This window comes from Nitrosomonas sp. H1_AOB3 (genome assembly GCF_015709435.1).
Taxonomy (GTDB): Bacteria; Pseudomonadota; Gammaproteobacteria; order Burkholderiales; family Nitrosomonadaceae; genus Nitrosomonas; species Nitrosomonas europaea.
This window is the reverse complement of sequence record NZ_CP054389.1, coordinates 1710486-1737061: the sequence shown is the minus strand read 5'-3', so window position 1 is coordinate 1737061 and position 26576 is coordinate 1710486. Positions and strand designations below refer to the sequence as shown.

23 protein-coding genes and 3 pseudogenes are annotated in these 26576 nt (G+C 51.3%); 12 read left to right on the top strand and 14 right to left on the bottom strand.

Translation table 11 applies throughout. The annotated features are described in order from the left end of the window. Window positions 1–18: 18 nt before the first annotated feature. On the bottom strand, window positions 19–1272 hold the full coding sequence (lysA, locus tag HRU73_RS08195; RefSeq protein WP_011112489.1) for a diaminopimelate decarboxylase: 1254 nt from the start codon (window positions 1270–1272) through the stop codon (window positions 19–21). Continuing rightward, a complete protein-coding gene (gene lptM / locus HRU73_RS08190; protein WP_287400047.1) occupies window positions 1269–1391 on the bottom strand; it encodes an LPS translocon maturation chaperone LptM in 123 nt (40 codons plus the stop codon). Before lptM ends, lysA begins: the two co-directional genes overlap by 4 nt. Here lptM and HRU73_RS08185 point away from each other — a divergent pair. After that, window positions 1364–1501, top strand: coding sequence for a hypothetical protein (locus HRU73_RS08185; RefSeq protein WP_287400092.1), 138 nt, complete (start codon window positions 1364–1366; stop codon window positions 1499–1501). The two genes, lptM and HRU73_RS08185, sit on opposite strands and share 28 nt — an antisense overlap. Here HRU73_RS08185 and HRU73_RS08180 read toward each other — a convergent pair. The 3 genes from HRU73_RS08180 to HRU73_RS08170 are packed head-to-tail and all read right to left on the bottom strand — an operon-like array spanning window position 1485 to window position 3865. Further along, a complete protein-coding gene (locus HRU73_RS08180) occupies window positions 1485–2105 on the bottom strand; it encodes an ABC-type transport auxiliary lipoprotein family protein (protein WP_281871070.1) in 621 nt (206 codons plus the stop codon). The genes HRU73_RS08185 and HRU73_RS08180 overlap by 17 nt on opposite strands. After that, the gene (locus HRU73_RS08175; protein ID WP_287398373.1) at window positions 2102–3007 is read right to left on the bottom strand and encodes an MlaD family protein; all 906 of its coding nucleotides are present in this window, start codon (window positions 3005–3007) and stop codon (window positions 2102–2104) included. Before HRU73_RS08175 ends, HRU73_RS08180 begins: the two co-directional genes overlap by 4 nt. A 30-nt stretch (window positions 3008–3037) precedes the next feature. Continuing rightward, window positions 3038–3865: an inositol monophosphatase family protein gene (locus HRU73_RS08170; RefSeq protein WP_281871072.1), complete on the bottom strand. Its 828-nt coding sequence runs from the start codon at window positions 3863–3865 to the stop codon at window positions 3038–3040. 44 nt (window positions 3866–3909) lie between these two features. Between HRU73_RS08170 and HRU73_RS08165 the strand changes: the two genes are divergently transcribed. Beyond that, on the top strand, window positions 3910–4650 hold the full coding sequence (locus HRU73_RS08165; RefSeq protein WP_011112485.1) for an RNA methyltransferase: 741 nt from the start codon (window positions 3910–3912) through the stop codon (window positions 4648–4650). Window positions 4651–4735: 85 nt separating this feature from the next. Here HRU73_RS08165 and HRU73_RS08160 read toward each other — a convergent pair whose 3' ends face one another. Next, window positions 4736–5350, bottom strand: a complete 615-nt coding sequence (locus tag HRU73_RS08160; protein ID WP_281871073.1) for a glutathione S-transferase — start codon at window positions 5348–5350, stop codon at window positions 4736–4738. A 127-nt stretch (window positions 5351–5477) separates the two neighbouring features. Between HRU73_RS08160 and purB the strand changes: the two genes are divergently transcribed. The 4 genes from purB (at window position 5478) to dnaJ (ending at window position 10890) form a co-directional block, all read left to right on the top strand. Then, window positions 5478–6854, top strand: coding sequence for an adenylosuccinate lyase (gene purB, locus HRU73_RS08155; RefSeq protein ID WP_287398372.1), 1377 nt, complete (start codon window positions 5478–5480; stop codon window positions 6852–6854). A gap of 135 nt (window positions 6855–6989) precedes the next feature. After that, entirely contained in the window at window positions 6990–7577 is a 588-nt protein-coding gene (gene grpE / locus HRU73_RS08150) for a nucleotide exchange factor GrpE (RefSeq protein WP_276818670.1), read from the top strand. A 65-nt stretch (window positions 7578–7642) separates the two neighbouring features. Continuing rightward, window positions 7643–9577, top strand: coding sequence for a molecular chaperone DnaK (dnaK, locus tag HRU73_RS08145; protein ID WP_287398371.1), 1935 nt, complete (start codon window positions 7643–7645; stop codon window positions 9575–9577). Window positions 9578–9780: 203 nt separating this feature from the next. Further along, complete coding sequence (gene dnaJ, locus HRU73_RS08140) at window positions 9781–10890, top strand: molecular chaperone DnaJ (protein WP_281871076.1); 1110 nt, start codon at window positions 9781–9783, stop codon at window positions 10888–10890. Between the two features lie 142 nt (window positions 10891–11032). Here dnaJ and HRU73_RS08135 read toward each other — a convergent pair whose 3' ends face one another. The 5 genes from HRU73_RS08135 to HRU73_RS08115 form a co-directional block, all read right to left on the bottom strand. Continuing rightward, the gene (locus HRU73_RS08135; RefSeq protein ID WP_287398370.1) at window positions 11033–14305 is read right to left on the bottom strand and encodes a mechanosensitive ion channel domain-containing protein; all 3273 of its coding nucleotides are present in this window, start codon (window positions 14303–14305) and stop codon (window positions 11033–11035) included. Between the two features lie 333 nt (window positions 14306–14638). Continuing rightward, on the bottom strand, window positions 14639–15205 hold the full coding sequence (locus tag HRU73_RS08130; RefSeq protein ID WP_287398369.1) for a TetR/AcrR family transcriptional regulator: 567 nt from the start codon (window positions 15203–15205) through the stop codon (window positions 14639–14641). A gap of 99 nt (window positions 15206–15304) precedes the next feature. Then, entirely contained in the window at window positions 15305–16489 is a 1185-nt protein-coding gene (locus tag HRU73_RS08125; RefSeq protein ID WP_287398368.1) for a flavin-containing monooxygenase, read from the bottom strand. A 62-nt stretch (window positions 16490–16551) separates the two neighbouring features. Beyond that, window positions 16552–17094, bottom strand: a complete 543-nt coding sequence (locus HRU73_RS08120; protein ID WP_287398367.1) for an OsmC family protein — start codon at window positions 17092–17094, stop codon at window positions 16552–16554. A gap of 135 nt (window positions 17095–17229) precedes the next feature. After that, the gene (locus HRU73_RS08115) at window positions 17230–17583 is read right to left on the bottom strand and encodes a hypothetical protein (RefSeq protein WP_287398366.1); all 354 of its coding nucleotides are present in this window, start codon (window positions 17581–17583) and stop codon (window positions 17230–17232) included. Between the two features lie 159 nt (window positions 17584–17742). On the opposite strand from HRU73_RS08115, the gene HRU73_RS08110 reads away from it, so the two are divergent. After that, window positions 17743–18090 carry a fluoride efflux transporter FluC gene (locus HRU73_RS08110; RefSeq protein ID WP_287398365.1) on the top strand — a complete coding sequence of 116 codons (348 nt, stop codon included), beginning with the start codon at window positions 17743–17745 and terminating at the stop codon, window positions 18088–18090. Between the two features lie 124 nt (window positions 18091–18214). After that, complete coding sequence (locus HRU73_RS08105; RefSeq protein WP_287398364.1) at window positions 18215–21715, top strand: SNF2-related protein; 3501 nt, start codon at window positions 18215–18217, stop codon at window positions 21713–21715. A gap of 57 nt (window positions 21716–21772) precedes the next feature. On the opposite strand, the pseudogene HRU73_RS13440 reads toward HRU73_RS08105, so the two are convergent. Continuing rightward, window positions 21773–22216: pseudogene (locus tag HRU73_RS13440) on the bottom strand (IS66 family transposase); the annotation flags it as partial. Window positions 22217–22549: 333 nt separating this feature from the next. On the opposite strand from HRU73_RS13440, the gene HRU73_RS08100 reads away from it, so the two are divergent. Beyond that, window positions 22550–23008 (top strand): IS630 transposase-related protein, encoded by a 459-nt coding sequence (locus HRU73_RS08100; RefSeq protein WP_287398363.1) that lies wholly within the window; start codon window positions 22550–22552, stop codon window positions 23006–23008. Next, a complete protein-coding gene (locus HRU73_RS13435) occupies window positions 22912–23376 on the top strand; it encodes a transposase (RefSeq protein WP_353765018.1) in 465 nt (154 codons plus the stop codon). Before HRU73_RS08100 ends, HRU73_RS13435 begins: the two co-directional genes overlap by 97 nt. 4 nt (window positions 23377–23380) lie before the next feature. Here HRU73_RS13435 and HRU73_RS08095 read toward each other — a convergent pair. Both HRU73_RS08095 and HRU73_RS08090 read right to left on the bottom strand, forming a co-directional pair. After that, a pseudogene (locus tag HRU73_RS08095) lies at window positions 23381–24548 on the bottom strand (IS701 family transposase). 74 nt (window positions 24549–24622) lie between these two features. Further along, window positions 24623–25421 (bottom strand): IS5 family transposase gene (locus HRU73_RS08090; protein WP_287398362.1). Its coding sequence is split into 2 segments (ribosomal slippage): window positions 24623–25156 and window positions 25158–25421, totalling 798 coding nucleotides; the frame shifts between segments, so codons are not numbered across the junction. 123 nt (window positions 25422–25544) lie between these two features. Here HRU73_RS08090 and HRU73_RS08085 point away from each other — a divergent pair. Further along, window positions 25545–25922, top strand: coding sequence for a winged helix-turn-helix domain-containing protein (locus HRU73_RS08085; RefSeq protein ID WP_287398361.1), 378 nt, complete (start codon window positions 25545–25547; stop codon window positions 25920–25922). A gap of 94 nt (window positions 25923–26016) precedes the next feature. Further along, window positions 26017–26489, top strand: a pseudogene (locus tag HRU73_RS08075) (IS630 family transposase). Window positions 26490–26576 lie beyond the last annotated feature (87 nt).

Below are 26576 nucleotides of genomic sequence, written 5' to 3'. Positions count from 1 at the left end.
CGGAGTCATATGCAAATTTCAGATGGGCAGCTTTTCCAGAGCATATAGATCTTCCACCGTTTCACGCGCGCGGATGAGATGCACCGTGCTGCCATCCACCATGACTTCAGCTGCGCGTGGGCGGGTATTGTAATTGGAACTCATGCTCATACCATAGGCTCCGGCGGACATGACTGCCAGCAAATCGTTTTTTGTCAGTGCCAGGTTACGATCATGGCCGAGAAAATCACCGGTTTCGCAAACAGGCCCGACGATCTGGTAGGTTTTCGTTTCTCCGGTTCGTTTGGTGACCGGCAGGATTGAGTGGTAAGCCTGATATAAAGCTGGTCTCAGCATGTCGTTCATGGCCGCATCAACAATGGCAAAATTGCGGTGTGACGTATGTTTGAGGTAGTGTACCCGGGTCAACAGCAGCCCGGCGTTGCCCACCATTGAACGACCGGGTTCAATGAGCAATTGCTGCGGATGGTTTTCTGCGATCGTACACAGTGCTTTGATGTAGGCTTCTATCGAAGGTGGTGATTCCCGATCATAACGAATTCCCAGTCCTCCACCCAGATCAAGATGTTTGATAGTGACGCCCATCGTTTGCAGGCGTGCCAGTAAATCGAGCATTTTATCGGCTGCTTCAATGAAGGGTGCAATTTCAGTCAATTGCGAACCGATGTGGCAATCCAGCCCGGAGACCTGAATATGGGGAAGCTGGTGCGCCAGCGAATAGATTCGTCCAGCTTCAGCGGCCGGGATGCCAAATTTGTTTTCCTTCATTCCTGTCGAAATATAAGGGTGGGTATTGGCATCCACATCCGGGTTGACGCGCAAACTGACTGGTGCAATTTTCCCCATCTGTCCGGCGATTTCATTCAGTACCATCAACTCCATTTCCGATTCCACATTGAAGCAGAGAATATTGGCAGCCAGTGCGGCACGAATTTCCTCAGGTGTTTTGCCCACCCCGGAGAAAACCGTTTTTTGCGGATCGCCACCTGCTTTCAATACGCGCTGCAATTCTCCACCAGAGACGATATCGAAACCGCTGCCAAGGCGAGCAAGCAGATTCAGTATGGCAAGATTCGAATTGGCTTTTACCGCGTAGCAGATCAGATGATCCCGTTGTCCGAATGCATGATCAAAAATCTGGTAAGTCGTGCGGATTGCTGCGCTCGAATAAACATAGCAGGGGGTACCAAATTTAGCGGCAATCTCTGCCAGTGGTACCGATTCCACAAAAAGCTGGCTATCACGGTATTCAAATGAGCTGAAGCTGCTCATGGTTTTTCCTGTGTATCGTTTTTGACGGGAGGTGGATTTTGCGGAAGATAAAGAGGTCCCTTATGGCCACAGGCCGACAGGAGCAAGTGTAATGAAAGGATCAGGCCAAGTATGCGCATCATGGAATGGCTGGGGATATAAACGGGAAACCGGCCGGTTTTATGAAAGGTCGGGTAAATATCAGGTCAGCGATCATGATGCCGGAAATATCATCATGAGTGAATGCTGAATAGCCACTGTACCAGCTCATCCAGCAAGTTGTCACTCACCAGTATGAAAGCAGCAACGGCGCCTGCTGCATCAGCAGTCTGCGCTGGCCGTTCTCCCGTGAAACTCCGTTGTGCAACCGGTAAGTGTGTGTTGGGTTCGTATAAAGAGGCTCTCAACCGGATGATGATCCGGCTGTCATTTTGTGCATGGAAGATCTGAGTGAATTCGCCCAGTTCGATTTTTAACAGGTAGTGTGCGGGTACATGGCTTTCTTTGTTTTTATCGTCTTTCTGCGAGTCGATGGCATGGCTTGCAAAATACTGTCTGAAGCGTTCGGTTAACAGTTTTGCTGGTGGTGCCGCCCAGCGGCTGCCGGCATAAGCATAGATGCGGGCAGGATCATGATAGGCAAGCCGGTAATGGATTGATTGAGTATCCAGCCAGACGGGTGCAGTGACATCCATCACCTGGATGATCGCTTGTGAGAGCCGGGATGAGCCGGTAACTGTTACGGACGTCGCCGGGCCAAGATCGTAAATCGAGACGGGTGCCAGTGTTTTGGGTGTCAATGTACACCCCGTCAGTAGAACGGCTAAAAACACGGCAGAAAATTTTGTCATCATTTTCCCGGTTGAGGCGGCGAAAATCCTGGTTCACCCGGGCCAGGCAAGGCAGGCGGTTTGCCAAATACCAGGCTCTGTGGATGATCTTCCAGCAGATTCAGCAATTGGTCCAGTTTGTGAGCACTTTGTGTAATGGCCACGCCTGTTTCGTTCAGGCTGGCGAGGGTGCGGGTCATTTCCAGAGAACCCTGAGTCAGGTTATCTACCAGCCCCTGCTGCTGATTGAGTTTTTGCAGAACCTGGCTGGTATTTTCCATGACCTGACGGGTTTGTTTGAATGTCGAAGTGAGTTCGCCGCTCAACTGCGGTAATGTTTGTAATCCTTTCTGAAGCTGCCCGGTCAATGTGTCGTAGTGCTGGACGGCCTGTTCCAGGTGGCTCAGAATACTGCTTATATGCGTCTGATTCTGTTCATTTAACAGATTGCTTATCTGTCTGATGGCCATATTCGAATTTTTCAGGATCTCTTCCAGGGAATCGGAAAGTGTCTTGATAAGTGAGGATCTGAGCGGGATGCGCGCCTCATTTTGCAGAGGTTTGGTTTCTGCGTCGGCTACATCATCATTCAGTTCGATATAAGTCAATCCGGTAATACCCTGGCTTGCCAGTTGCGCATAGATATCTCCCGGGAGAACTACATTATGATTGACGGCGATACGTACAATGATATTGCGAATATTCTCCCTGTCGAAGTAAATTTCCTCAACTTTCCCGACATTGACACCGCGGTAACGGACTGACGCTTCCGGGTTCAGCCCGGATACCGCGCCACCCGCAGAAACCAGAAAATAATGGTTATAGCTGACGCTGTCGCGACTGAACCATTTGACTGCCATGACTGTTGCTACTCCCAGCAGGAGTATGAACAGACCGGCAGCTAATGCGTGCGCTCGATTCTCCATCAGATTTTCAGGGGTAGTTCGACTGCGAAACTATTCGACCGGCTCGCGATTTTCAGCGATGAGTCGTTCGGTCAGATGCGGGGCAATGATCTGCAACAGCTGGGTAAAGATTTTGGGATTACCCGCAACAATCTGTCCACTTTGCATATAGCTCCCGTTACCTTCAAAATCGCCAACCATACCACCCGCTTCCAGAATGAGCAGGCAGCCGGCGGCGATATCCCATGGCGCCAGCCCGGTTTCCCAGAAACCATCGTAACGTCCTGCTGCAACATAGGCGAGATCCAGTGCCGCAGAGCCTGGACGGCGTATACCCGCTGTTTTGGGAATCATGTCCCTGAATATGGCCAGGTAGGCTTCCATATGAGTAAAGTCCCGGAACGGAAATCCAGTACCGATCAGGCATTCCCCCAGTTGTACGCGCTTGCTGACACGAATGCGATGATCATTTAGAAACGCACCACTGCCGCGTGTGGCGGTAAACAACTCATCTTTCACCGGGTCGTAGACGACCGCTTGTGTCAAAATTCCCCGGTGCAGCAGTGCAATCGAGACACTGTATTTGGGAAATCCATGTAAAAAATTGGTAGTACCGTCCAGCGGATCGATGATCCACTGATATTCCGGTTTACGGGTATTTCCTCTGGAGCCGCTTTCTTCTGCTAGAATCGAGTGGTCTGGGTATGCGTCCAGCAGGATTTTGATAATGGCATCTTCGGCAGTTTTATCCACCTCGCTCACAAAATCACTGTGCGCTTTACGTGAGATAGTCAATCGTTCCAGATCCATCGAAGCGCGGTTGATGATACTGCCGGCACGGCGGGCAGCCTTGACCGCAATAGTAAGCATGGGATGCATGGCAAAAACTTGAGAAACAATGACTGGAAAGCCACTATTCTAATATGAATCCAGCCTCACCGCTCGATAATGTCCGGATCGTGCTCAGCCATACCAGCCATCCGGGTAATATTGGTGCAACTGCCCGGGCGATGAAAACCATGGGCCTGAGTCGGCTCTATCTCGTCAATCCGAAATCTTTTCCTGACAGTGAAGCGGATGCCAGGGCTTCCAATGCACGCGATATCCTTGAATCCGCGTGTGTATGCACCAGCCTGGAGGAAGCGATGGGTGATACTTTCTTGGCTGCTGCGCTGACGGCACGTTCGCGAGATCTGTCGCATCCAACCCGCAATGCCAGACAGGCCGCCGGTGAACTGATCCGGTATGCACATCATCACCCGGTGGCGTTGTTGTTCGGCCGGGAAAGTGCCGGACTCACCTCTGCAGAAATCAGTCATTGCCAGTTGACTGTACAGATTCCGGCCAATTCTGCCTATTCCTCGCTCAATCTGGCGGCTGCGGTACAGATTATGGCTTATGAGCTGCGCATGGTTCTTGAAGAAGGGGTGGTTGCAGATGAACCTGATCCGCAGTTGCCTGAACCGGCCAGTCTGCAGGAAATCGAGGGTTTACACCACCATCTGGAGCAGGTCATGGTTCAAAGTGGATTTCTTGATCCGACCCAACCAAAACGTCTGATGCGCCGGATGCGCCGCCTGTTTGCGCGCACCCGGCTGGAAAAGGAAGAAGTGAATATTCTGCGAGGCTTGCTGACTGCAGTCAACCCGCATAAGCCGACCTGAAGGCTAGTTCATCCTGTTGCAGCGGAGGAAGATGCGGAATGCCCGGATGACCTCAACCTGAAGCATTCCTCTCTGTTTCAATTGGTTAGTTGGGTGCAATAGTCGTTTTGAACGACTGGCGTTCTGCCAGCTTGTCTGCCAGACGGACGAGATTGGGATAAGTATCGCGCCATTTGACTGCAGGGAAGCGGGCATCCAGATAACCGAATGCACAGCCCAACGCAATATCAGCCAGCGTCATGGATTCACCTTCACACCACGGTTTGTCACCCAGTTCGGCGGCTACAGCTTGTAATCCCTGATCGATCTTTTTCTGTTGGCGTTCGATCCATTCCTGACTTTGCTGTGATTCCGGTCGCTTCCGTTCAAGATAAATGGCCACACAGGCATCGATAATGCCGTCTGCGAGTGCCTCCCAGCGTTTGACGCGGAGCCGCTGTGGTCCGACCGCTGGGATTAGACGGCCTGACTCGGGGCCATTCAGATCATCCAGATATTCAACGATTACGCGAGAATCAAACAAAATGTATCCATCATCCATGATCAGAGCGGGCACTTTACCCAGAGGATTGACCTGTGCGACCCGGGTATCGGGGCTGAATGGCGGGTCATTGGTAAATTCATGGTCGATGCCTTTTTCGCCCAGCACGATGCGCACCTTGCGCACATACGGGCTGGTCAGTGATCCAATGAGTTTCATTATGCTGTCCTTTTTATTTTTGGAATATTGATCACGCAATTCTATCCCAGCCGGGGAACGAATGGCGAGCTGTGTTAGAATGCGCGCTCCCGATTGATGAAGAATGCCTGAATTTAAACAATAATTTATGGAAATCTCGACACTTCTTGCACTTTCTCCGCTGGATGGCCGGTATCAGCAGAAGGTGGCAGCCTTGCGGCCCTTTTTCAGTGAATATGCATTGATCCGCAACCGGATTCATGTGGAAATCGAATGGTTCAAGGCATTGGGCAGCACGCCGGCGTTGACAGGGGGGTCCTCTTTATCTACCGGCGCTGTCGTGCAACTGGATCAGCTCGTGGAGAATTTTTCCGTAACGGATGCAGAAGCCGTCAAATCGATCGAGACGCGAACCAATCATGACGTGAAGGCTGTGGAATACTGGTTGAAGGAAAAACTGACCGGAGATCAGGGGACGGCGGCAATTTCTGAATTCGTGCATTTTGCCTGTACATCCGAGGATATCAATAATCTTTCACATGGCTTGATGCTCAAACACAGTCGGGATCAGGTCATGCTCCCCGCGCTCGATGAAGTCATCAAAAGGCTTGCTGTCCTGGCCAGAGATCTGGCGGATCTCCCGATGCTTGCTCGTACCCATGGGCAGGCAGCCACCCCCACGACCATGGGTAAGGAAATGGCCAATTTTGTTTATCGGTTACGCGGGGCGCGCGAGCGGCTCGCAGCCGTGGTCATTACAGGAAAAATCAATGGTGCGGTGGGTAACTACAATGCGCACATGATTGCTTTTCCTGATTTCGACTGGGAATCTTTTGCGCGATCTTTCGTCGAGAAGCTCGGCCTGAGTTTCAATCCATATACCACCCAGATCGAACCGCATGACACCATGGCAGAGCTGTTCGATGCTCACATCCGTATCAATACGATTCTTCTCGACCTGAATCGCGATATCTGGGGCTACGTTTCACTTGGTTACTTCAGGCAGAAAACCAGGGCTGATGAAGTTGGTTCTTCCACCATGCCACACAAAGTGAATCCGATTGATTTTGAGAATTCGGAAGGGAATCTCGGTATTGCCAATGCGCTGCTCAAACATTTGAGTGAGAAACTTCCTGTCTCACGCTGGCAGCGCGATCTTACCGATTCAACCGTGTTGCGTAATATGGGGGTGGCGCTTGGCCATACCCTGTTGGCTTTTGATTCATGCTTCAAAGGGCTCGGAAAGCTGCAGGCAGATCCGGCACGTTTGTCGGAGGATTTGCAGAATGCTTGGGAAGTCCTGGCTGAACCGATCCAGACAGTCATGCGCCGTTACGGGGTAGCCAATCCTTACGAACAGCTCAAAGCGTTGACGCGCGGAAAAACAGGAATCGACCATACCACACTTCAACAATTCATCGAACAACTCGATATTCCTGCTGCCGAGAGAGATCGCCTGCTACAACTTACACCCTGGGGTTATATCGGCCTGGCAGCGCACCTGGCAAGGGATATCGGAGACTGACCTCGGTATCGCATCATTTCTGCCACCCATCTGCACCCATTGAATTTGGGTGCTACTCAAACATCTTTTTTCAGATCAGGGGTTGAAAAAGAAATATCGGCCCCAATATCACCGGCACCGTAACAGGAGGAATCTATGCAGGAGTCACATGATCAAGAATCTATCGAGAAACAGAAACTGCCGGGAATGGATGATGTTCTGGAGATGGATCATTCCAGCGCAGCAGCAGGAAATACAGAAACTGCAGGAGAAGATGCTGCACCCAGTCTCGAGCAGCAACTGAAAGAAGCAGAAATCAGAGCAGCCGAGCATCACGATGCCTGGTTGCGCGCCAAAGCGGAAACCGAAAATATCCGCAAGCGGGCGCAGACAGATATTGCTAACGCACACAAGTATGCTGTCGATAATTTTTCTGTCCAGTTATTGGCTGTGATGGACAGTCTGGATGCTGCACTGGCAACGGAGAATTCCACCCTTGAAAATCTGCGGGACGGTGTGGAGCTTACACGCAAGCAGCTTGCGGCAGTTTTTGAGAAATTCAATATACACACCATTGATCCGCAAGGAGAAAAATTCGATCCACATCAGCACGAAGCCATGTGTGCAGTTGAATCGGATTTGGCACCCAACACGGTCATACAAGTCATGCAGAAAGGCTACATGTTGCACGATCGGGTAATCCGCCCCGCCATGGTGACTGTTTCCAAGGCCAAGGGGACTTGAGATTTTCAGGAAAGCCTCCATTTTACGCTGCAGGATAAACTTCAATTCATAAAGGACACATAACTATGGCAAAAATAATTGGCATCGACCTTGGGACTACCAACTCATGCGTTGCCGTCATGGAGAACAATAAACCCAAGGTCATTGAAAATGCTGAAGGTGCAAGGACGACGCCGTCGATTGTCGCCTATGCGGAAGACAATGAAATTCTGGTAGGGGCATCGGCCAAGCGTCAGGCAGTCACCAATCCGGAAAATACCCTGTTTGCGATCAAACGGCTGATTGGCCGTCGTTTCGATGAAGAAGTGGTGCAAAAGGATATCAGTGTAACGCCCTACAAAATCGTGCGTGCCGATAACAACGATGCATGGATAGAAGCACGCGGAAGGAAAATCGCACCGCCGGAGGTTTCTGCACAGGTGCTGATAAAAATGAAAAAAACGGCTGAAGATTATCTGGGTGAGCCGGTTACAGAAGCCGTCATCACCGTTCCAGCGTATTTCAACGATTCTCAGCGTCAGGCAACCAAGGATGCAGGCCGTATCGCAGGGCTGGAAGTCAAACGTATCATCAATGAACCAACTGCTGCCGCACTTGCATTCGGTTTGGATAAGAAGGAAGGTGATCGCAAAATTGCGGTATACGATCTGGGCGGAGGTACGTTTGATATTTCGATCATCGAAATCGCAGAAGTCGAAGGCGAACACCAGTTCGAAGTACTGGCAACCAATGGTGACACTTTCCTCGGCGGTGAGGATTTCGACTCCAGAGTGATCGAATATCTGGTGGATGAATTCAGGAAAGAGAGTGGTATCGATCTGAAAAAAGATATGCTGGCATTGCAACGGCTCAAAGATGCAGCGGAAAAAGCTAAAATCGAGTTGTCATCCAGCCAGCAGACCGAAGTGAATCTACCCTATATCACGGCAGATGCATCAGGCCCAAAACACCTGGCTGTCAAGATCACCCGTGCCAAGCTGGAGAGTCTGGTCGAAGAACTGATCGAGCGTACTGCAGGCCCTTGCCGGACTGCGCTTAAAGATGCGGGTTTGTCGGTTTCCGACATCAATGACGTCATTCTGGTCGGTGGACAGACCCGTATGCCGAAAGTCCAGGAGAAGGTCAAGGAAATCTTCGGCAAAGAGCCGCGCAAAGATGTCAATCCTGACGAGGCAGTTGCCATCGGTGCTGCGATCCAGGGCGGGGTGCTGAAAGGAGATGTCAAGGATGTGCTGCTGCTGGATGTGACTCCACTGTCGTTGGGAATCGAAACACTGGGTGGCGTCATGACCAAGCTGATCCAGAAGAACACCACCATTCCGACCAAGGCGCAGCAGGTGTTCTCGACAGCGGACGATAACCAGACAGCGGTGACCATTCACGTATTGCAGGGTGAGCGGGAAGTGGCCTCCGGCAATAAAAGTCTGGGCCAGTTCAACCTGACCGATATTCCGTCAGCACCCCGCGGAATGCCTCAGATCGAGGTGATTTTCGATATCGATGCCAACGGTATTCTGCATGTTTCAGCTAAAGACAAGGCAACCGGCAAGGAAAACAAGATCAAGATCCAGGCAAGCTCCGGGCTGTCTGAAGATGAAATCCAGAAAATGGTAAAAGATGCCGAGGCGCATGCGGAAGAAGACAAAAAAGCACTGGATCTGGTCAACAGTCGTAACCAGTGTGACGCCATGATTCATTCAGTCAGAAAATCACTGGCTGAATACGGTGACAAACTGGAAGGGGATGAGAAATCCAGAATCGAGGCAGCGTTGAAAGAGGCCGAGGAAGCACTCAAATCCGGCGATAAACAGACGATCGATGCCAAAACCCAGGCGTTGACCGAAGCTTCGCATAAACTGGCTGAGAAGATGTACGCCCAGGAGCAGGCGCAGGCTGGCCAGCAGGCGAGTGCCGGGACTGCGTCCGATCAATCTCAGGATAAGCCGGTTGAAGGCGAAGTCGTCGATGCCGAGTTCGAGGAAGTCAAAGATAAAAAATGATTCCCCGGATCGCAGGTCTGGTTGCGGCATAAGCTGACCACCCTGCCGAAAGAAAAATAAACGCAGAGGAAAAGAGGAGAAAAGTTCTTCTCTTTTCCTCTGCGTTATACGTTTAACACTGTAAATTTGGCCAGAGCAGGCCGGGTAACCCGGACAACGAATGCCATAAGTATCCGGGTAATTTCTACCAGCAGGAATTTTTTATGAGTCAGAGTGATTATTATGAAGTGCTCGGTGTAGGCCGGGATGCGGATGAGAACGAGCTGAAAAAGGCATACCGGAAACTGGCGATGAAATATCATCCCGACCGGAACGCCGGTGATACCAAGGCGGAGGAACGATTCAAGAACATCAAAGAAGCTTATGAAATCCTGTCCGATCCGAATAAACGGGCTGCCTACGATCAGTTTGGTCACGCTGGTTTGAATGGCGGGATGGGCGGGGCGGGTGCACAGGGATTCAGTGATGCCTTCAGCGATATTTTCAGCGATCTTTTCGGAATGCGTGGAGGAGGACGCTCCAGTGTTCATCGCGGAGCCGATCTGCGCTATAACCTGGAAATTACACTGGAACAGGCAGCCCGTGGTGCCGAAACCCAGATTCGTATCCCCAGGCAGGAAGTGTGTGATACCTGTCATGGCAGTGGTGCAAAACCTGGTACTTCTCCTAAAACCTGTCCTACTTGTAATGGGCATGGTCAGATTCGCATGCAACAAGGCTTTTTCTCGATTCAGCAGACCTGTTCACATTGTCAGGGTAGCGGTAAGGTCGTCTCAGACCCTTGCGGGGATTGTCATGGGGCGGGACGGGTCAAACGCCAGAAAACACTGTCAGTCAGGATTCCTGCTGGTGTGGATGAAGGCGACAGCATCCGGCTGACAGGAGAAGGTGAAGCAGGAGCAAATGGCGGGCAGGCTGGCGATCTGTATATCGTCATTCATCTTGCCAGCCATCCGGTCTTTCAGAGGGAAGGCAATCATTTACATTGTGAAATACCGATCAGTTTTACAGTAGCCGCTTTGGGTGGAGAAATCGAAGTACCTACGCTCGATGGTCATGCCCGCATCAAGGTGCCGGCCGGAACCCAGACCGGAAAAATTTTCCGTTTGCGCAGCAAGGGAATAACCGGTGTACGCAACCAATCCACGGGTGATCTGCTTTGTCATGTTGCGGTGGAAACACCAGTCGATTTGACGGCGCGGCAGAAAGAGCTGCTGGAGGAATTCGAATCGATCAGCCAGAAAGATGGTTCACGTCACCATCCGCGTGCAAAATCCTGGATGGAAAAGGCACGTGAATTTTTCTCTGAATGACAGAGATATCTGTTTTATGGGGTGTATTGTGATTTCTGCCCGGCGTTGCTCCGGGATATTGGAGTACACCGATAGCAAGAGCCGGTATTTCCTGTTTTCATTGTGATGGCCGGGCAGAACTTGTTTACCTGTGTCAATTGGTTTACGGTGATACAAGGTCGATTCCTTCCTCTGCAAAACGACGATTGATTTCCAGATGCAGTTGATGGGTGAGTTTTACCCTGTCCGAGATCTGGCCAACGAAAACCCGTAGTTCGAAGTTCAAAGCATTACTGCCAAATTCCAGAAATAGCGCTGCGGGTTCCGGGTCCCGCAAAACCATGGGATTATTTTTTGCAATTTCCAGCAATAGCGCACTGACCTTGTTACTATCTGAGCCGCGAGCAATACGTACAGGGATGATCAGGCGGGTAATCTGGTCACTCAATGTCCAGTTGGTCAACTGCTGGGTGATGAATATCTTGTTGGGTACCACGATTTCCTTGCGGTCACTGTCGATCAGCGTGGTGGCACGAATATGAATTTTACTGACAGTGCCGCTGGTATTGTTCAGCGTAATCATGTCACCGATTCTGATAGGGCGCTCGAACAGCAAAATCAGGCCGGATACGAAATTGGCGAACACTTCCTGCAGACCGAATCCCAGCCCGACACTCAGCGCCGCTACCAGCCACTGTATATTTGACCATTCCATTCCCAGCTTCTGCAGCGTCACCATGATGCCGATGATCACAATCGAGTATTTGAGCAGCGTGGTAATGGCATAGCCCGTGCCGGGATTGAGCGACAAATGTCGCAACACCAGCAGCTCGAGTGTACCAGGCAGGTTGTGTGCGGCAATCATGGCCAGACTCAGGACAATGAGCGCAACCAGCAGGGTTTGCAATGTAATGGGCCGCATGATGACCTCACCATCGGTTTCCACTGATGTGCGCCAGATGGTGATTTTCTCCAGAAAACTGAGTGCAGGCAGTACATCGATCCAGATAAAACCAAGTCCAGTGATCAGCAATGCCCAGATGCTGATTTTCAATACAGTAGCCGACTGTTTGCTGATGGTTTTGACGTCGATATAGTTGTCATCCAGCAGATCAGCCTCACTTTTGCCTGTCGCGATACGCTGAGCCAGTATCTCTTCCCGTTTCTCGACTGCGCGCTCGAATGCGATTCTGCGTTGGATGATCAGCAGGCTGCGAAAGCTGATAAAAAAGGTCAGCGCACAGAATATGATCCAGCTTATCGACTGGAATACGAGCAGATACTGATAAATGGCAGCAAAATAGTAGCCAATGGCTGCCATGATGATCATGCCGATCTGTAACACAAACAGGAGCGTCATCCAGAATCGGGGATTGAGCATCAGATAGAATGATTCCCCCTGATAAAGTGCTTTGCCAGAACGCGTGACTGCCATCCAGCCGAAAGCGAACACTGCGAGTACCAGGCATAACAGGATGAAAGTCAGCCGGCCAAAGCCGTTACGAACGAGATCATCATCCAGTGCATCGGTGAAAGCGATGATGATGCACAACAACGTTACGACAGGCGCAAAGCGTTTGATGTCCTGGTACATTTTGCTGACCAGTTTCTCAGAACACTTGAACTGCCCGATCAGCAGCCCTTCCGGATGAAACAGCAACAATATGAACGACCAGATAAAGGCGGCAATTGCTGCTACATGCAGGCTTACCGAGAATGCATGGTTGATTTCGGTATTGGTGCCGTAGCGCAGAATCACCGATGACAACTGGAAAGGCAGGTAAATACATCCTGATATCAGCAGTGCGGTCAGAAGCATGCCCACAGGGTATAACAGTCTGTCCTGATTGACCTTGCCCAGTAAACTGTTTCCGGTCCGGGTCCAGGTGCGATAAACGGGCCAGTATGTATACCGGAAGATAATGAATATCAACCCAAATACCGCATAAACGATCAGGATATTTTTCCAGGCCGCATTGATTGCTTTTCCGGTCGCCGTCTGTGTTTTACGCGAGGTTAACCAGGTGATGGCATCCTGGATATCCTGCACGACATCCAAAGAAATGGGTTCTGCGCTGCGCGTTACCAGCAGGTTCTCTTTCAGCAGCAATTTGTGCTGACTGATTTTTTCGATAAGCTGCTGCTGGATGGCGAGATGGAGTTGCAGTTCCTTGGTATAGCCATGCAGCACCTGGGTGAACTGATCGATCATCTGTTCGCGAGATTGTTTCAGTTCATGGAACGCATTCATGATCTGCTGATAAGCAGAAGTGTCATTTGCCGGTATTTCCTCCCCATTCATGATCTGCTTGAAATAGCCGGTCTCGTTCAGCATTTGCAATTTTTCCTGTTCGAGGCGGAACAGGTCCAGTCTGGCGCTGCTCAAGTCTTTTTCGGTTTGTGCTATGGCTGGCTCGACCATGATTTCCTTGAACTGCTTTCTGACTTCTGTTCCCAGCGCAGTATCTTCTCCCTTGAGTTCGAGCCGTTGCTGCAGTGCGGCATAGCTTTGTGTAATGAGAGCAAGGCGCTTTTCACTGCCGGTTTTCTGGTTGATCAACCGGGTTGAAAGTTCGGCATAGTTGCTTAGTTTCTTGGCCAGTGACTGATTGTCCTGGGCATATTTCTCCAGCCCCGGATATTGCCATGCTTTCTCAACCAGTAATTGCTGGGATTTTTCGACTACCTGTTCGGTTTCAGCACGCTTTTGCCGGTTGATTTCTTCGGCGAGTAACTCGGTTTCCTGTTCCAGCGCCTGAATTTTGGGTTGTAGAGAGAGTTTTTCCTGGAGTGTGGTGATTTCTATGGCATTGGGCAGTACCAGTGCTTCCAGTTCCAGCATGCGCGTTTTGTCAGTCAGTGCCTGTAATTGTGCTTCCTGGTAGTTCTCCAGCGCAGCAAGTATTTTTTTGTCCGTCGTTTTGCGGGTTTCGGGAGAATTTTCCGTCAGTTCTGCCCGCAAAGTATTGATGGATGCCAGTTCTTCCCGTACGGTGACTGCACGTTGCCGCAGTTTGGAGATCTCGGTCGTCAGTTTCTGCTGCTGATTCTGCAGATCCGAGAGAGTGGCCTGGGTGGTGACATAACGTCGTTCCAGTTCTTCCGGAGATAATTTGGTCAGTTTTTCCGGATCAACTGTAGTAATAGTAGGAGGGGCGCTTTTTTTCAGACTTTCCAGTTGTTTAGGATATTTTTCCAACTGCTGGGAATAATTTGCTGTTTTCTTCAGATATTCCTGGTGGTCGAGCAATACCTGCTGGTGATCATTGAAAATTTCCCGCAAACGCTTTTTCTGGGGTGTTTCTTCACCTTTGTTCAGCGATTCGAGTTTGGCCTGAATCGCCTGGAGTTCCTCATCCAGCTCGCTGGCATGACTCGATCCCATGCTCATCACGACCAGTACAGTGAAAACAATGATGCGAATTAATCCGTTCATGTAATAGTTGGGCTTATGTGTCAGGTTTGTGACAAAAATTCATCAGACTGATTTCTTCTGATCAGTTGCTGAAGTTTAGGTTCTTTTGCTGCAGGAGAGTAATTTCAAGCCCCATGTTTTTTGACAGGGCATTCCGGGTTGCGGATTCCGGATGATACCAACTTATGGCCAAACAGTATCTGGAAGGGCAGGAATCCTATTTCCGGGTATTGCCGGATAACACATCAGAATCAGCCGGTGTCTTGCTCGGCAATACTGGCCGGAGCTATGGAGGCTGGAATTTAACAGTCAACTGCTCGATTCGAAAGTAGATATATGACCAGGAGTACAAATTTATTGAGCGTTGCGCAGAATATCCCCCGCAGCCAGTTTGCCTATATGGGCAATTTCACTGTTGGCGGTAACCATGGCTGTTACAATCGTGCCATCGATCAGTAGGTTCAGTTTTTCCGTGACCATTTCAGGATCCTGTGCACCACTTGCTGCTACCATTGTCTGAAGCTTGGCAGTGATTTTTTCCCTGTGGCTGTTGGCGACTTCCTGTATCCAGCCATTGCTCTTTTCATGTTCGGCGACGGCATTGATGAATACACAGCCGTAAAAATTTTTACTGTCGAACCAGTCACGCATTAAATCGAACAGTGCCAGAATACGCTCGGTTGGTGAGCATTCCATCTGCGGGAGATCACAGTCGAACCAGCGAAACCATATATTTGCCTCTGCCTCAAATACGGCCTTGAGCAGATTCTCCTTCGAACCGTAGTGGGTATAGAGGCTGCGCCGGGATACACCGGATTCCTCGATGATTCTTGCGATTCCTGTAGCATGAATGCCCACCTGACAGAACAGGCGACGTGCCGTTTGCAGGATTTTTTCCTCAACTGAAATTTTTTCGGCCATGGTTGTCAGCATAATTGGCAAGGCGGGTGTTTACTGCCGGAGCAGTCAATCAGTGCTTTACCGGGCAATGGGGGTAACAGAAAGATTTCCACAGATTCTTTATTTTGCTCTCAGTTGTTTATCAAGTTTTCTGGCAATTCTACCGGCTTCCAGTCGGATTTCACGCAATTGGCCACTGAGCGGATTGATCTGCCCAATGAAATAAAGGCGCGGCGCTCCTTTGAATTCCTGATCACCTGAAATTTTTGATCTGCCTTTCTCATCCGTAATGCCGGGTACCTGGATCAGTTCGGGAAAACCAGTGCGGAATCCGGTTCCCGCGACGATGATATCAGGCTGCAGAGTTGTGGTGGCCTGGTCACCGTTCAGTGCGCTTTCAACCGTGCTGAGTACTTCCACTGTTCCGCCTGATATTTTTTGCACCGGACCGACGATTTTGATGCGGCCGCTGCGGACATCGTCGATAAAAGGACCATAAAGAATCGGTACTACATTATTGATGGCGTACTGTTTCGACATTGATATAGTGGGGGAGGGTAATCCGTAAACGGACAGGTCACCGATCATGGTACGCCGCAAAAAATTGAGCAGACCGTCTACCAGTGCCCTCGGCAGGTATCTCGTCCATACTCCGATGCCGATGAGGGGTATGCCGTAAATACTTTTGGGCAGGATTTGGGGGGGCGTTCTGACGGACATGGTTACTGAATCGGCATATTTCGCCAGTCTGCTGGCAATTTCGGCAGCTGAATTGCCACTGCCGACTACCAGCACATGTTTGCCTGCATAATCCTGGGCGCTCTTGAATTGTGAGGAATGGATGATTGTTCCGGTGAAGGTATTTTTACCTTCCCATTCAGGGATGACCGGAATGCGATTGGCGCCTGCTGCAATGACAACCGCGCGGGATTCAAACTGCCGATTATCGTTGCTCGTGATCAGCCAGATATCACGTTCACGGTCATGACTGACTTTTTCAACCTCGATACCAGTCTGTACCGTGAAACCTCCGCGTGCAGGAAAAGTTTCGAGCAGCGATACGACTTCATCACGTGAAGGCCATCCGCCGGCTGACAACGGGAATTTGCTGCCGGGTAAAGCCGAGAAAAAACGGCCCGAATTCAGGCGCAAGCCATCATAATGGTTCCGCCAGACATCTCCTACTGCAGGAGTGCGCTCCAGCACCAGCGGGGTGAATCCTGTCCTGATCAATTCATACGCGGCCGACAGGCCAGCCGGACCGGCACCCACTATTGCCACATCATGGATATCGCTGGTTTTCATCTTTTATCTCCTCACGATTTCAATCAGAAAAGCGTTGCAGGCACGTGGATCGCCGGGTGTATTCATTTCAGCTGGTGACGGATCTCGATATTGACCGGTACCGGGCGCATGATGGTATCCGGTATGGGGGCCATATGCTTCAATTTCTCCAGAAGTGCCGTTACTTGTTCCTGCGGTGCATCGGTCTGTATTTCAACGATCACACTGATATCCTCGAACCCGGGATTGCCAGGCTCTACTGCAAAAGCTGCACGAAAATTAACCCGTCCGGAAACATGCACGTGAAGAGATTCGACATTGATGCGGGCGGCAGATAGTCCACCAATATAAGAAGCAGCCAGGCAGTGGCCGACAGCGGTCAGCAGAAGATCCTGCGGAGTGATTCCCATGCCTTCGCCCCCGTAGTGCACAGGTTCATCGCCGATAATTATCTGTCCATCAGTGACATTTGAGGTAGTGTGATAACCGCTATCCCATACAACCGTTGCCTGATACCGCGGTTTTGCAAGCTCACCGTCGCCCCCATCTCTGATCTGGTTCTGTATTGCAAAGGATTGCTTGATATTGATTCCATTGACGATTGTTTGGGTATCCGGGGCAGCCATTGTTAAATCTCCAGGTAGCATGTTGCAGTCAAAAGAAGCAGATCAAAAGTAGACTGTTCGTTCTCTTTATGGCCGGATGATATACCGGGAATAATCGAATGACAAGGCCGAAAAGGTCGTGGGGAGAACTATAAGCTAAGCAGGAATATATAATCCGATAGCAAGCAGACGGTTTTTATTGGCTTGCAGATTTTGGGTTATGGTTTCTGGACAGACAGATCTGGCTATAGACGAGCGCGACTGTACGCACTGACAGTTGGCTGCGATGCAGATCACGCGTGGTGAAGCCTCCCAGCCCCACTGGTTCTTGAGCTCGTCGAAGGTGTTCTCCGCATCAGCCCGGTTGCGGTAGAGCTGGCCGAATGTTCGTTGCCCGGTTTGACCCCGACCTCCATTACCAGATGCAGCCTGACCATCAGGTTTGCCGTTGAATGTGAGCCCGAATACGCCAAGTAAGGCCGATGTGCCGTGGATTCTGGATATCGACACGAAGATCAAACCGCTCTACGGCAAGCAGGAAGGCGCGGTAGTATCGTATAACCCGAAGAAGCCAGGTCGACCTTCGCATAGTTACACACCTACCTGAGACCTGCCAGCATTTCGGCCGCACTGCATGTCTTCAACTGCGGTTTTAAGAATAATATAACAATGACGCCGATTTTTCTTGTTGCTTGGGGTGGTGCCATGGGCTCCGTCTTTCGTTATTTGCTATCCGGCTGGGTGCTTCACCATGCGGTGGGATGGAAGTTTCCTCCTGGTACTTTCGTGGTAAATATCGTCGGCTGCCTTGTCATTGGAATCCTGAGCAGGCTCGTTGTGAAGCATAATTACTTTTTTTCAGCGGATACTCGTCTGTTTCTTTTCACTGGTGGTATCGGGGATACCATGTTTTCTGTATTCGGACTGGAAACTTTTTATCTGTTGCGCAGGGATGAAGTGCTGGTAGCTGGCAGTTACATCATTTCCAGCATCATTGTTGGCCTGATTGCTTTGTGATTCGGATTCAGTGCTATCTCTACCTGGGGCTAAAGTGATACCGGATAAGGTGCTTTGGCTGAGGGATGGCAGTGTCAGGTGGCAGGAATGCCTCTCATTTGTTTTTTAAATAGTTAGTTGATCAATGATGACGGCACATAGAGGCTATGGACAAACCTGGTGGGGGGCGCAGTGGCTTAATTCGCTTTCACAAATCGATTGTGACAACCGTTTGCCACGCGGGCGAAGTTATGCCAATAAAGGGGCCGTCACAAAAATTGAGATTCAGCATGGAAAAATTCGTGCCAGGGTAAAGGGCTCCTATCCACAACCCTACAGTGTGCAGATCGAAGTGCCACCGATACCTCGGCAGCAGGCCAAAGCATTACTGGATGTGCTGGCGCACGATCCTGTCATTATCTCGAAGATGCTTAACCGAGAGCTTGATCCTGCCGTTCTGGCACAAGCGAACAAGCTCGGAATCGATATTTTCCCGACACGCTGGAGTGATTTTTCCATGCGTTGTTCCTGCCCGGACTGGGCGGTTCCCTGCAAGCACCTGGCAGCGGTGATTTATCTGATCAGTCGGGAAATCGACGGCAATCCCTTTATGGTGTTTTCGTTGAAGGGTATCGATCTGATTCAGGAACTCAGAGCTCGTCATATTTCGATTGAACATGAAGCGAAAGCGACGCTACCGATAGTGGATAGCTTGCTGGATCAGGCACATCGGCATACGACATCGATTCCGGATACCATCAACCCGGAGGAGGATTACAGCACACTCGATTATTCCATTTTGCCTGATCTTGCTGCTTCCCTGGTGAGCGTATTGCCGGCAAGCCCTGCTTTTTTTCAGTCAGGTGATTTTCGTACTGTCTATGAAAAGGTGATGAAACGGGTGGTCAAACAAGCCCGACTTGCGCTGAAATCCGCCACAGAAACGAATAATGTGATACCGGCCTCTGCAGATACACCGCACATCGTACTGGATCGCGCGTATCAACCTGCGCTTACCGGACTGGCGGGGTTGACACGCTGGTCGGATTGGGTGGCTGTTCTGCAACAGCTTACTGAAGCTGATTTACCGGATCTTCAGCCGGAAGTCGCAGCGTTGTACCATGTGCGCATGGCCAATCTGCATTTGCTGGCACAGGGCGCAGTCGTGCCGCAAATATTCGATGTGGATCGATCGGAAGTAGGTTTACGCTGGCTGCCAGCGATGCTGGATCAGACAGTGAGCGCCCTGATCGGCCGGTTGGCGGTATTGTTGCCATCAGGATTACTGGCATATTTCAATGGTGAGCAGGAAGCCGATCTTTTCGGCGAAGTGCAGGCCATCGCGTTATGCAGTCTGTTTCTGAATGAGTTTATCCGCTACTGGAGTGATGCCAGTAGTGAGAAACTGCATGGCAATAAATCGTTCGGTCTGTTTTTTGGCTGTGGCCGTGCTCGATTTGATGGGCCCGGTGAAGGGGAAACCGGTACCGGCATACAGCTGTGGCTGTCACGTTTTCATATTGGCCGGCAGGCTTATGTACCGGTATTGCAACTGGCGGAAGAGGGTGTCGGATTTTGTCTGTCGCTGGGTGTCGTGGCACGTGACCAGCCATTGCAGGAACCGGTACCATTTGCCCGTTTGCTTAAGGATGATGCATGGCAGGCACACCGCTACGGGGTGTTGCAAACGGTGTCCTTGCTGGCAGAATTTTTTCCGGCCTTCAACGACTATCTCAGTGCTGGCGCTGCTGCGTCGATAGCATTGAGTGCTGAGACCCTGCCCGCATTTCTGTTCGATACATTACCGGTTATCCGGTTGCTTGGGATACGCGCACTCCTGCCCAGGGCACTGGATTACATACTGCGGCCACGTTTGTCGATGAAGCTGTCAGGGAAAAATATCGGGAGTAGCGGTTATCTCAATGCGGAGGATATCCTCGGTTTTGACTGGATCGTGGCGATCGGCAATACCCACCTGACCAGAGCCGAGTTTGAGGAACTGGTTGAAGCAGCTCACGGTATCGTGCGTTTCAGAGGTGAATATGTGTATCTCGAGCCCGCTGATATTGAGCAATTGCGCCTGCAACTGGAGAAACCGCCGCCTACTACTTCAGCCGAGTTATTGCGCATCGCCCTGAGCGAGGAATATCTCGGTACACCAGTCTCGCTGGATGCAAAAGCACGTGACATTATCCGTGAGCTCACCGAAATCGGCAGTGTGCCGCTGCCTGATGCACTCAACGCTTCTCTGCGGCCTTATCAGGAACGCGGTTATGCCTGGCTGTATCGCAATATTCGTGCCGGGTTCGGCAGCGTCATCGCTGATGATATGGGACTGGGCAAGACACTTCAGGTGATCGTTACCCTGCTTAAACTCAAAGAAGAAGGGAGCCTGAACGAGGCAAAAGCACTGGTGATCGTACCGACCAGCCTGTTGACCAACTGGACGAAAGAGATCACACGGTTTGCACCCACATTGACCGTGGGCATTTTTCATGGGAAAGAACGCGCACTGGAAAAAGGACGTCCGGATGTGTTGCTAACGACCTACGGCATGGTACGTACCGATCTGCCCAAGCTCAAGAAGCAGACCTGGCGCATCGTCATCGTTGATGAGGCGCAGAACATCAAAAATTCTGCTGCTGCACAGACCAGGGCCGTTAAATCCATCCCTGCACCTGCCTTTGTCGCCTTGACGGGTACGCCTGTCGAAAACAGGCTGGCTGAATACTGGAGCATCATGGATTTTGCCAATCGTGGATTTCTGGGTAATCTCACGCGTTTCACCAGAGAGTTTGCGGTCCCGATACAACAACACCATGACCAGCAGGTCGTCCAGCGCTTTAAGCGTGTCACCAGCCCGTTTCTGCTGCGGCGGCTTAAATCGGACAAAAGTATCATCAGCGATTTGCCGGATAAAATTGAACAGAATCAATACTGTGAACTGACGAAAAAACAGGCCGCATTGTACGAGTCTGTCGTGCGTGAAGCTTTGCGAGTGATCGATGGCGAATCTGATACCTTCAAACGTCAAGGATTGGTACTGCAGATGATCATGGCCTTGAAACAGATTTGTAATCATCCTGTACAGTACCTTAAAACAGGAAAAATCGATGCCAGTTTGTCCGGTAAAGCGGAATTGTTTCTTGATCTGCTCGAACCTGTCTTTGCCGCCCATGAAAAAGTGCTGGTGTTTACGCAATTTCGTGAAGCCGGCGAGTTGCTGTCGGCATGGATCAGAATGCGGTTCGGACGTGAGCCACAATTTTTACATGGTGGCGTTACACGGAAAGCACGCGATATCATGGTGGAACGGTTTCAGAATGATCGTACTGAGCGGGTTTTTCTGCTATCGTTGAAAGCAGGCGGTACCGGCCTCAACCTGACAGCCGCTGCCAATGTGATCCACTTCGACCTCTGGTGGAATCCTGCAGTTGAAGCACAGGCGACAGATCGGGCCTATCGTATCGGTCAGCAACATAACGTCCAGGTACATCGTCTGATTACCCGTGCCACATTCGAGGAACGCATCAACGACATGATCCAGTCCAAACGTAATCTGGCAGATATGACTGTAGATATCGGGGAAAAATGGATCGGAAATCTGAGTGATGCAGAACTGAAAGATGTGTTTAGTCTGGGGTAAGCAAAAAAAATCTGGAAAAAAATTAATCTTCCAGGTTGGTGACACTTTGGGGCAGGCAAGAATCGGGCGGGCATGACGCTCAACCGTAAAAGTGCCAGGGGTGTAATCCAGCTTTTCGCTGATTTCATTACGCACAAACGTTAACCGGCAGCCACAGGGGCAGTTCTCATCGTGGGGTTCGTGACGGATCTCGATGCGTGGCAATTGCGGTGGTAACGCTGCCCGTTTGAGTGGATTGGGTTGACTGACAGAGTCAGGTTCGGGGAAGAGGGCCGCAAGCTGCGTCTCGATCTCGGTATCCTCGTCAACAGCTTCTTCCAGCAGGCTGCCCTGCGCACCAGGCAGTAACTGTTCACCGCGCTTGCCAAACCGGAAACGGCGCAGTACTGCAATTTCGAAGGTCAGCTTCTTATTCAGTGTCTTGCTCAGTACCAGCTCCCGGTCTTTGTCCTGAAGCGTTACCAATGAGATTGGCTGCCAGCACCCGCAGTTCACCAGCATCCATAGATTGCAGTAATTGAAGTACCTCGCAAGTCATGGTAGGAGTGTGCCATGAATCCAGATCATCCGTGTCAGATGCAGTCAATGATTGTAGATTTGCCCAAGCGCTGCCACGGCAGACCCAATACCAGGGCATTGATCTGCTCTTCGGTCAAACGCATCCGCGTACCGACGGGTCCTGCCCCCAATTTCCGTAGAGGCAAGCCGGTCAAGCTCAATGACTGTCTGATACAGCGCAGGTGCTGACTTACCAAGATTCACTCTTTCGGTCATACAACCTCCTTATGTTGCACGGATATAGCGGGGCTCATATAGATTGATTATAATTTATAGATGGCTTATCCCATTTCATTTCGCCGCAAAGTTTTATCAGTTCGAGAGAAGGAAGGACTCACAATTGCGCAAACGGCGGTCCGTTTTTGTGTGGGGATTGCCAGCGTAACACGTTGGATAAAAAATCCCGTTCCTAAAGAGAGCCGTAACAAACCGGCAACGAAGATCGACATGGCTGCGCTGGCCCGTGATGTACGGGAATATCCGGATGCTTACCAGGGCGAGCGTGCTCGTCGACTGGGTGTAAGCGAAAAAGGTATCGGCCACGCGCTGCGGCGCATGAACATCAGCTATAAAAAAACGCTGCAGCACCCCAAAAAGCGGACGAAGACAAACTTGACGAAAGTGGTTTTGCTCACGATATGCCACGAACACATGGGTATGCACCCATTGGCAAACGGTGTCACGGCAAGTGTAATTGGCACGAAAGAGGCCGTATCAATGTCATCGGTGCATTGATAGGCAAATGTCTTCTGACGGTGGGATTATTCAAAAATAATATCGATGCAGATACTTTCCTCGGCTGGATGGCACAAGATCTGTTGCCGAAACTCCCACCTGCATCTATTGTGGTCATGGATAACGCAACTTTCCATAAAAGACAGGATATTCAAAATGTAATCACACGAGCCGGGCACACGCTTGAATATCTGCCAGCGTATTCACCTGACCTTAGTACTACAGCCGTATATATTTTATTCGGGAGGAGAGAACCCTCTGCGTCGGTAGTGAGCTTGTCGGGCTCTGTGTTGATGTTTTCTACGCCACACGGACCAGTGCAGCACATGTTCGATAGCCTGGCTGGTGTGCCACAGCAGATGCGATAACAGCTTACGCAACTCGGGCACGCTCAGGGCAATCAGGCCGGGTGTGTGTTTTTTTCTCCCGCACCCGCAGGGCCACCAGCACCGCATGGGCCAGTAGCGCCAGTGTGATGTGGCGATACCAGCCCTGCCAGCGGCGCACCTCGTAATGATCAAGTCCGCACTCGCCTTTGGTGGCCTCAAAGCCGATCTCAATCTCCCAACGTCTGCCAGCGATCTGCACCAAACGCTTGAGCTGAGCCTGCGAGCGCCCGCATGCACCACATAATAGGCCAACTCCTGATGCTCATCCAGCTGCGCCGCACCAGCAGATAGTGTCCGAAGCGACGTTCCTTCTGTGTCAATTGCAGTCGCCACAGCGGTACCAGCGCCCAGTCGTACAGACGTTCACCTTTGGCTCCAGCGCCTGCCGACAGATGACGCCATGCACGTGCTGGTAGCGCTTGTGCAATCTCCTCGGCTTTCACGTGCTGTGGCCCCTGCCACCACAGCGGTTCACTCCTGGCTACAGCCAGTACGAAGGCCTGCTCGCGTGACTCCAGCCATACCCGCAGATGCCGGTCTCTACCGTAAACCTCATCGCCTGTGATCCACCCACAGGGCACGCCCACATCCAGCGCTCGCTCGATCATCTTGCGTGCCAGCTGGGGTTTGGTCGCAAATTCCACCTCCTGTGCAATGCCTGCAGCCTCGCAGCGTGAACGATCATCCGTCCACTGGCGCGGAATATAAAGTTCACGGTCGATGAAAGCACTGCCACCGGCGCCGGCATAGCACAAAAACACGCCGATCTGGCTGTTCTCGATACGCCCGGCCGTACCGCTGTACTGGCGCTGCACACCGACCGAGTGGGTTCCTTTCTTGACAAAACCTGTCTCATCAACGATCAGCACGCCGTCTGGATCACCCACCTGCTCGACAACGTAATCGCGCAGCACGTCACGCGCCGCATCAGCATCCCACTGTGCGCGTTCCAGCAGATGCTGCACCCCATCGGGTGTTGTCTCGCCCATCCATTCGGCCAGTTGCCAGCCGTTCTTGCGCTCTACCGTGCTCAACAGGCCCTTCAGGTACGCAAGACTGCGTTAGCGTGGCTCGCTGCGCTTGAATAAACTCCCAAGCCGCTCGTGCACTACCTCCAGCTCCTTCGCCCAATCATGTAGTTGTGACATCATACCCAAACCCACCTCATCGTTGATTCAGGCTATATTCTCTCATCATTATCTACGACTGTAGTATTAGAACCTGTTTACGATCTTTTGAGCAGTAATGCCAGGAAAGCCAGATGAATGAACTGCAGACTGGTGTTGAGCTTACGCTCGCAGTTTTTCCATAATCTTCTGCTCTTCTCCAGCCAGGCGAAACTACGCTCGACGATCCAGCGTTTGGGCATAACTTTGAAGGTATGTAGTTCACTGCGCCTGGCAATCTGCACCGTGACAGGTTCGCCCAGAATTTCTCGCACGCCTTCGGTGAATGATTCTCCGGTATAGCCGCTGTCGCACAGCAAACTTTGTACTTGCCCCAAGCCCAGCCTGCAGCGCTCCAGAGCTTGCAATGCACCTTTACGGTCAGTCACTTCCGCCGTCGTCACCGCAATAGCATGCGGCAAACCCTGGGTATCAACAGCGATATGGCGCTTGATACCCGATACCTTCTTGCCAGCGTCATAACCTTTCTGGTCGGCCGTGTCTGTGTTTTTCACGCTCTGCGCGTCCATGATCAAGAGCGCGCTGCAAACGTTGCGCCCCTGTTTCTCTCGGACCGCGCCAACCTGATTTTTTGAGTGCCCGCTCCAATACGCTCACGCCGTACTGGTCGGGCTCACTCCACTTGCTCCAATAAGCATATACACTCTGCCACTTGGGAAACTCTCCGGGTAGGAATCTCCATTGGCAACCAGTGCGCAGCAGGTACAGCACCGCGCAGAACACCTCGTACAGATCCACCTTCGTGGGCTTGGTCCTGCGTCGTACGCTGCGCAATAGCAGCTCTATCTCGGCAAACTTCTCTCTACTGATATCGCTGGCATACTCGATTCTTTTCATCCTGCTACTATCAGGGATAATAAATAGATCGTAAACAGGTTCTTAGAGCGTTTTTCTTTTAGTTGGAATTGTTGGGATTCCCCTGTGAGTTAAAATAAGAGAGGACAGGGGCGGAGGTGAGAGATGCCAAAAGCTTATTCTGAGGATTTGCGCCGCCGGGTTGTGGCGGACACGGACAAGGGTCTGAGTATCAGGGCTGTGGCCGATAAATATTCAGTCAGCCCGTCATTTGTATCGAAGATAACCTGCCTGTGGAAACAGGAAGGGAGCGTTTCCCCGCGCAGGATCGGGGGCTATCGGCGTCATGCGCTGGAAGCCCATGCTGCTGAGGTCAGAGGCAAGCTTCTGGAGGACAAGGGCATAACGCTTGCGCAGTTACGCGATTGGATTGAAGAGGTTTTGGGGGTTCGTGTTCACGTTTCCTCGGTTGACCGGTTTATCCGCTCGCTGGGATACAGTTATAAAAAAAACACTGCGGGCCAGCGAACAAGAACGTGCTGACGTGGCAGCGGCAAGGCTCGTCTGGCAGGACTGGCAAAAGACCTGCGACTGCGCGCGCCTGATCTTTCTTGATGAAACGGGAGCAAGCACAGACATGACGAGGCAGCATGGCCGCTGCCCTGTGGGAGAGCGATGCTATGACCATGCTCCCGGCGGTCACTGGAAAACCATGACTTTCGTTGCCGGACTGCATCTTGATGGTCTGCTTGCGCCGTGGTGTCTGGATGCTCCCATGAACGGCGCAGCTTTCCTGGCTTATGTGGAACCCAGCTCTGCCCTGCACTCAAGCCAGGTGATATCGTCATCTGCGACAACCTGAGCAGCCACAAGGTTGCCGGCGTCCGGGACATGATCAAGGACAAAGGTGCAGAAATCCTTTATCTGCCACCTTATTCTCCCGACCTCAACCCCATTGAGCAGGTCTTCTCCAAAATCAGAATCCTCCTGCGTAAAGCCGCCGAACGATCCTTTGATGCTCTCTGGGCCGCCATCGGGCGCATCATTGAGACCATCCAGCCCCAGGAATGCCGCAACTACTTCGCCAACTCCGGCTATGTGTCTAACTAAACGAGAAGCGCTCTAATCCCATTGAGCACAAATGGGCACAAACCAAAGCAGTCAGAAAACAACAAAACCAAACCGTTGAGCAACTCT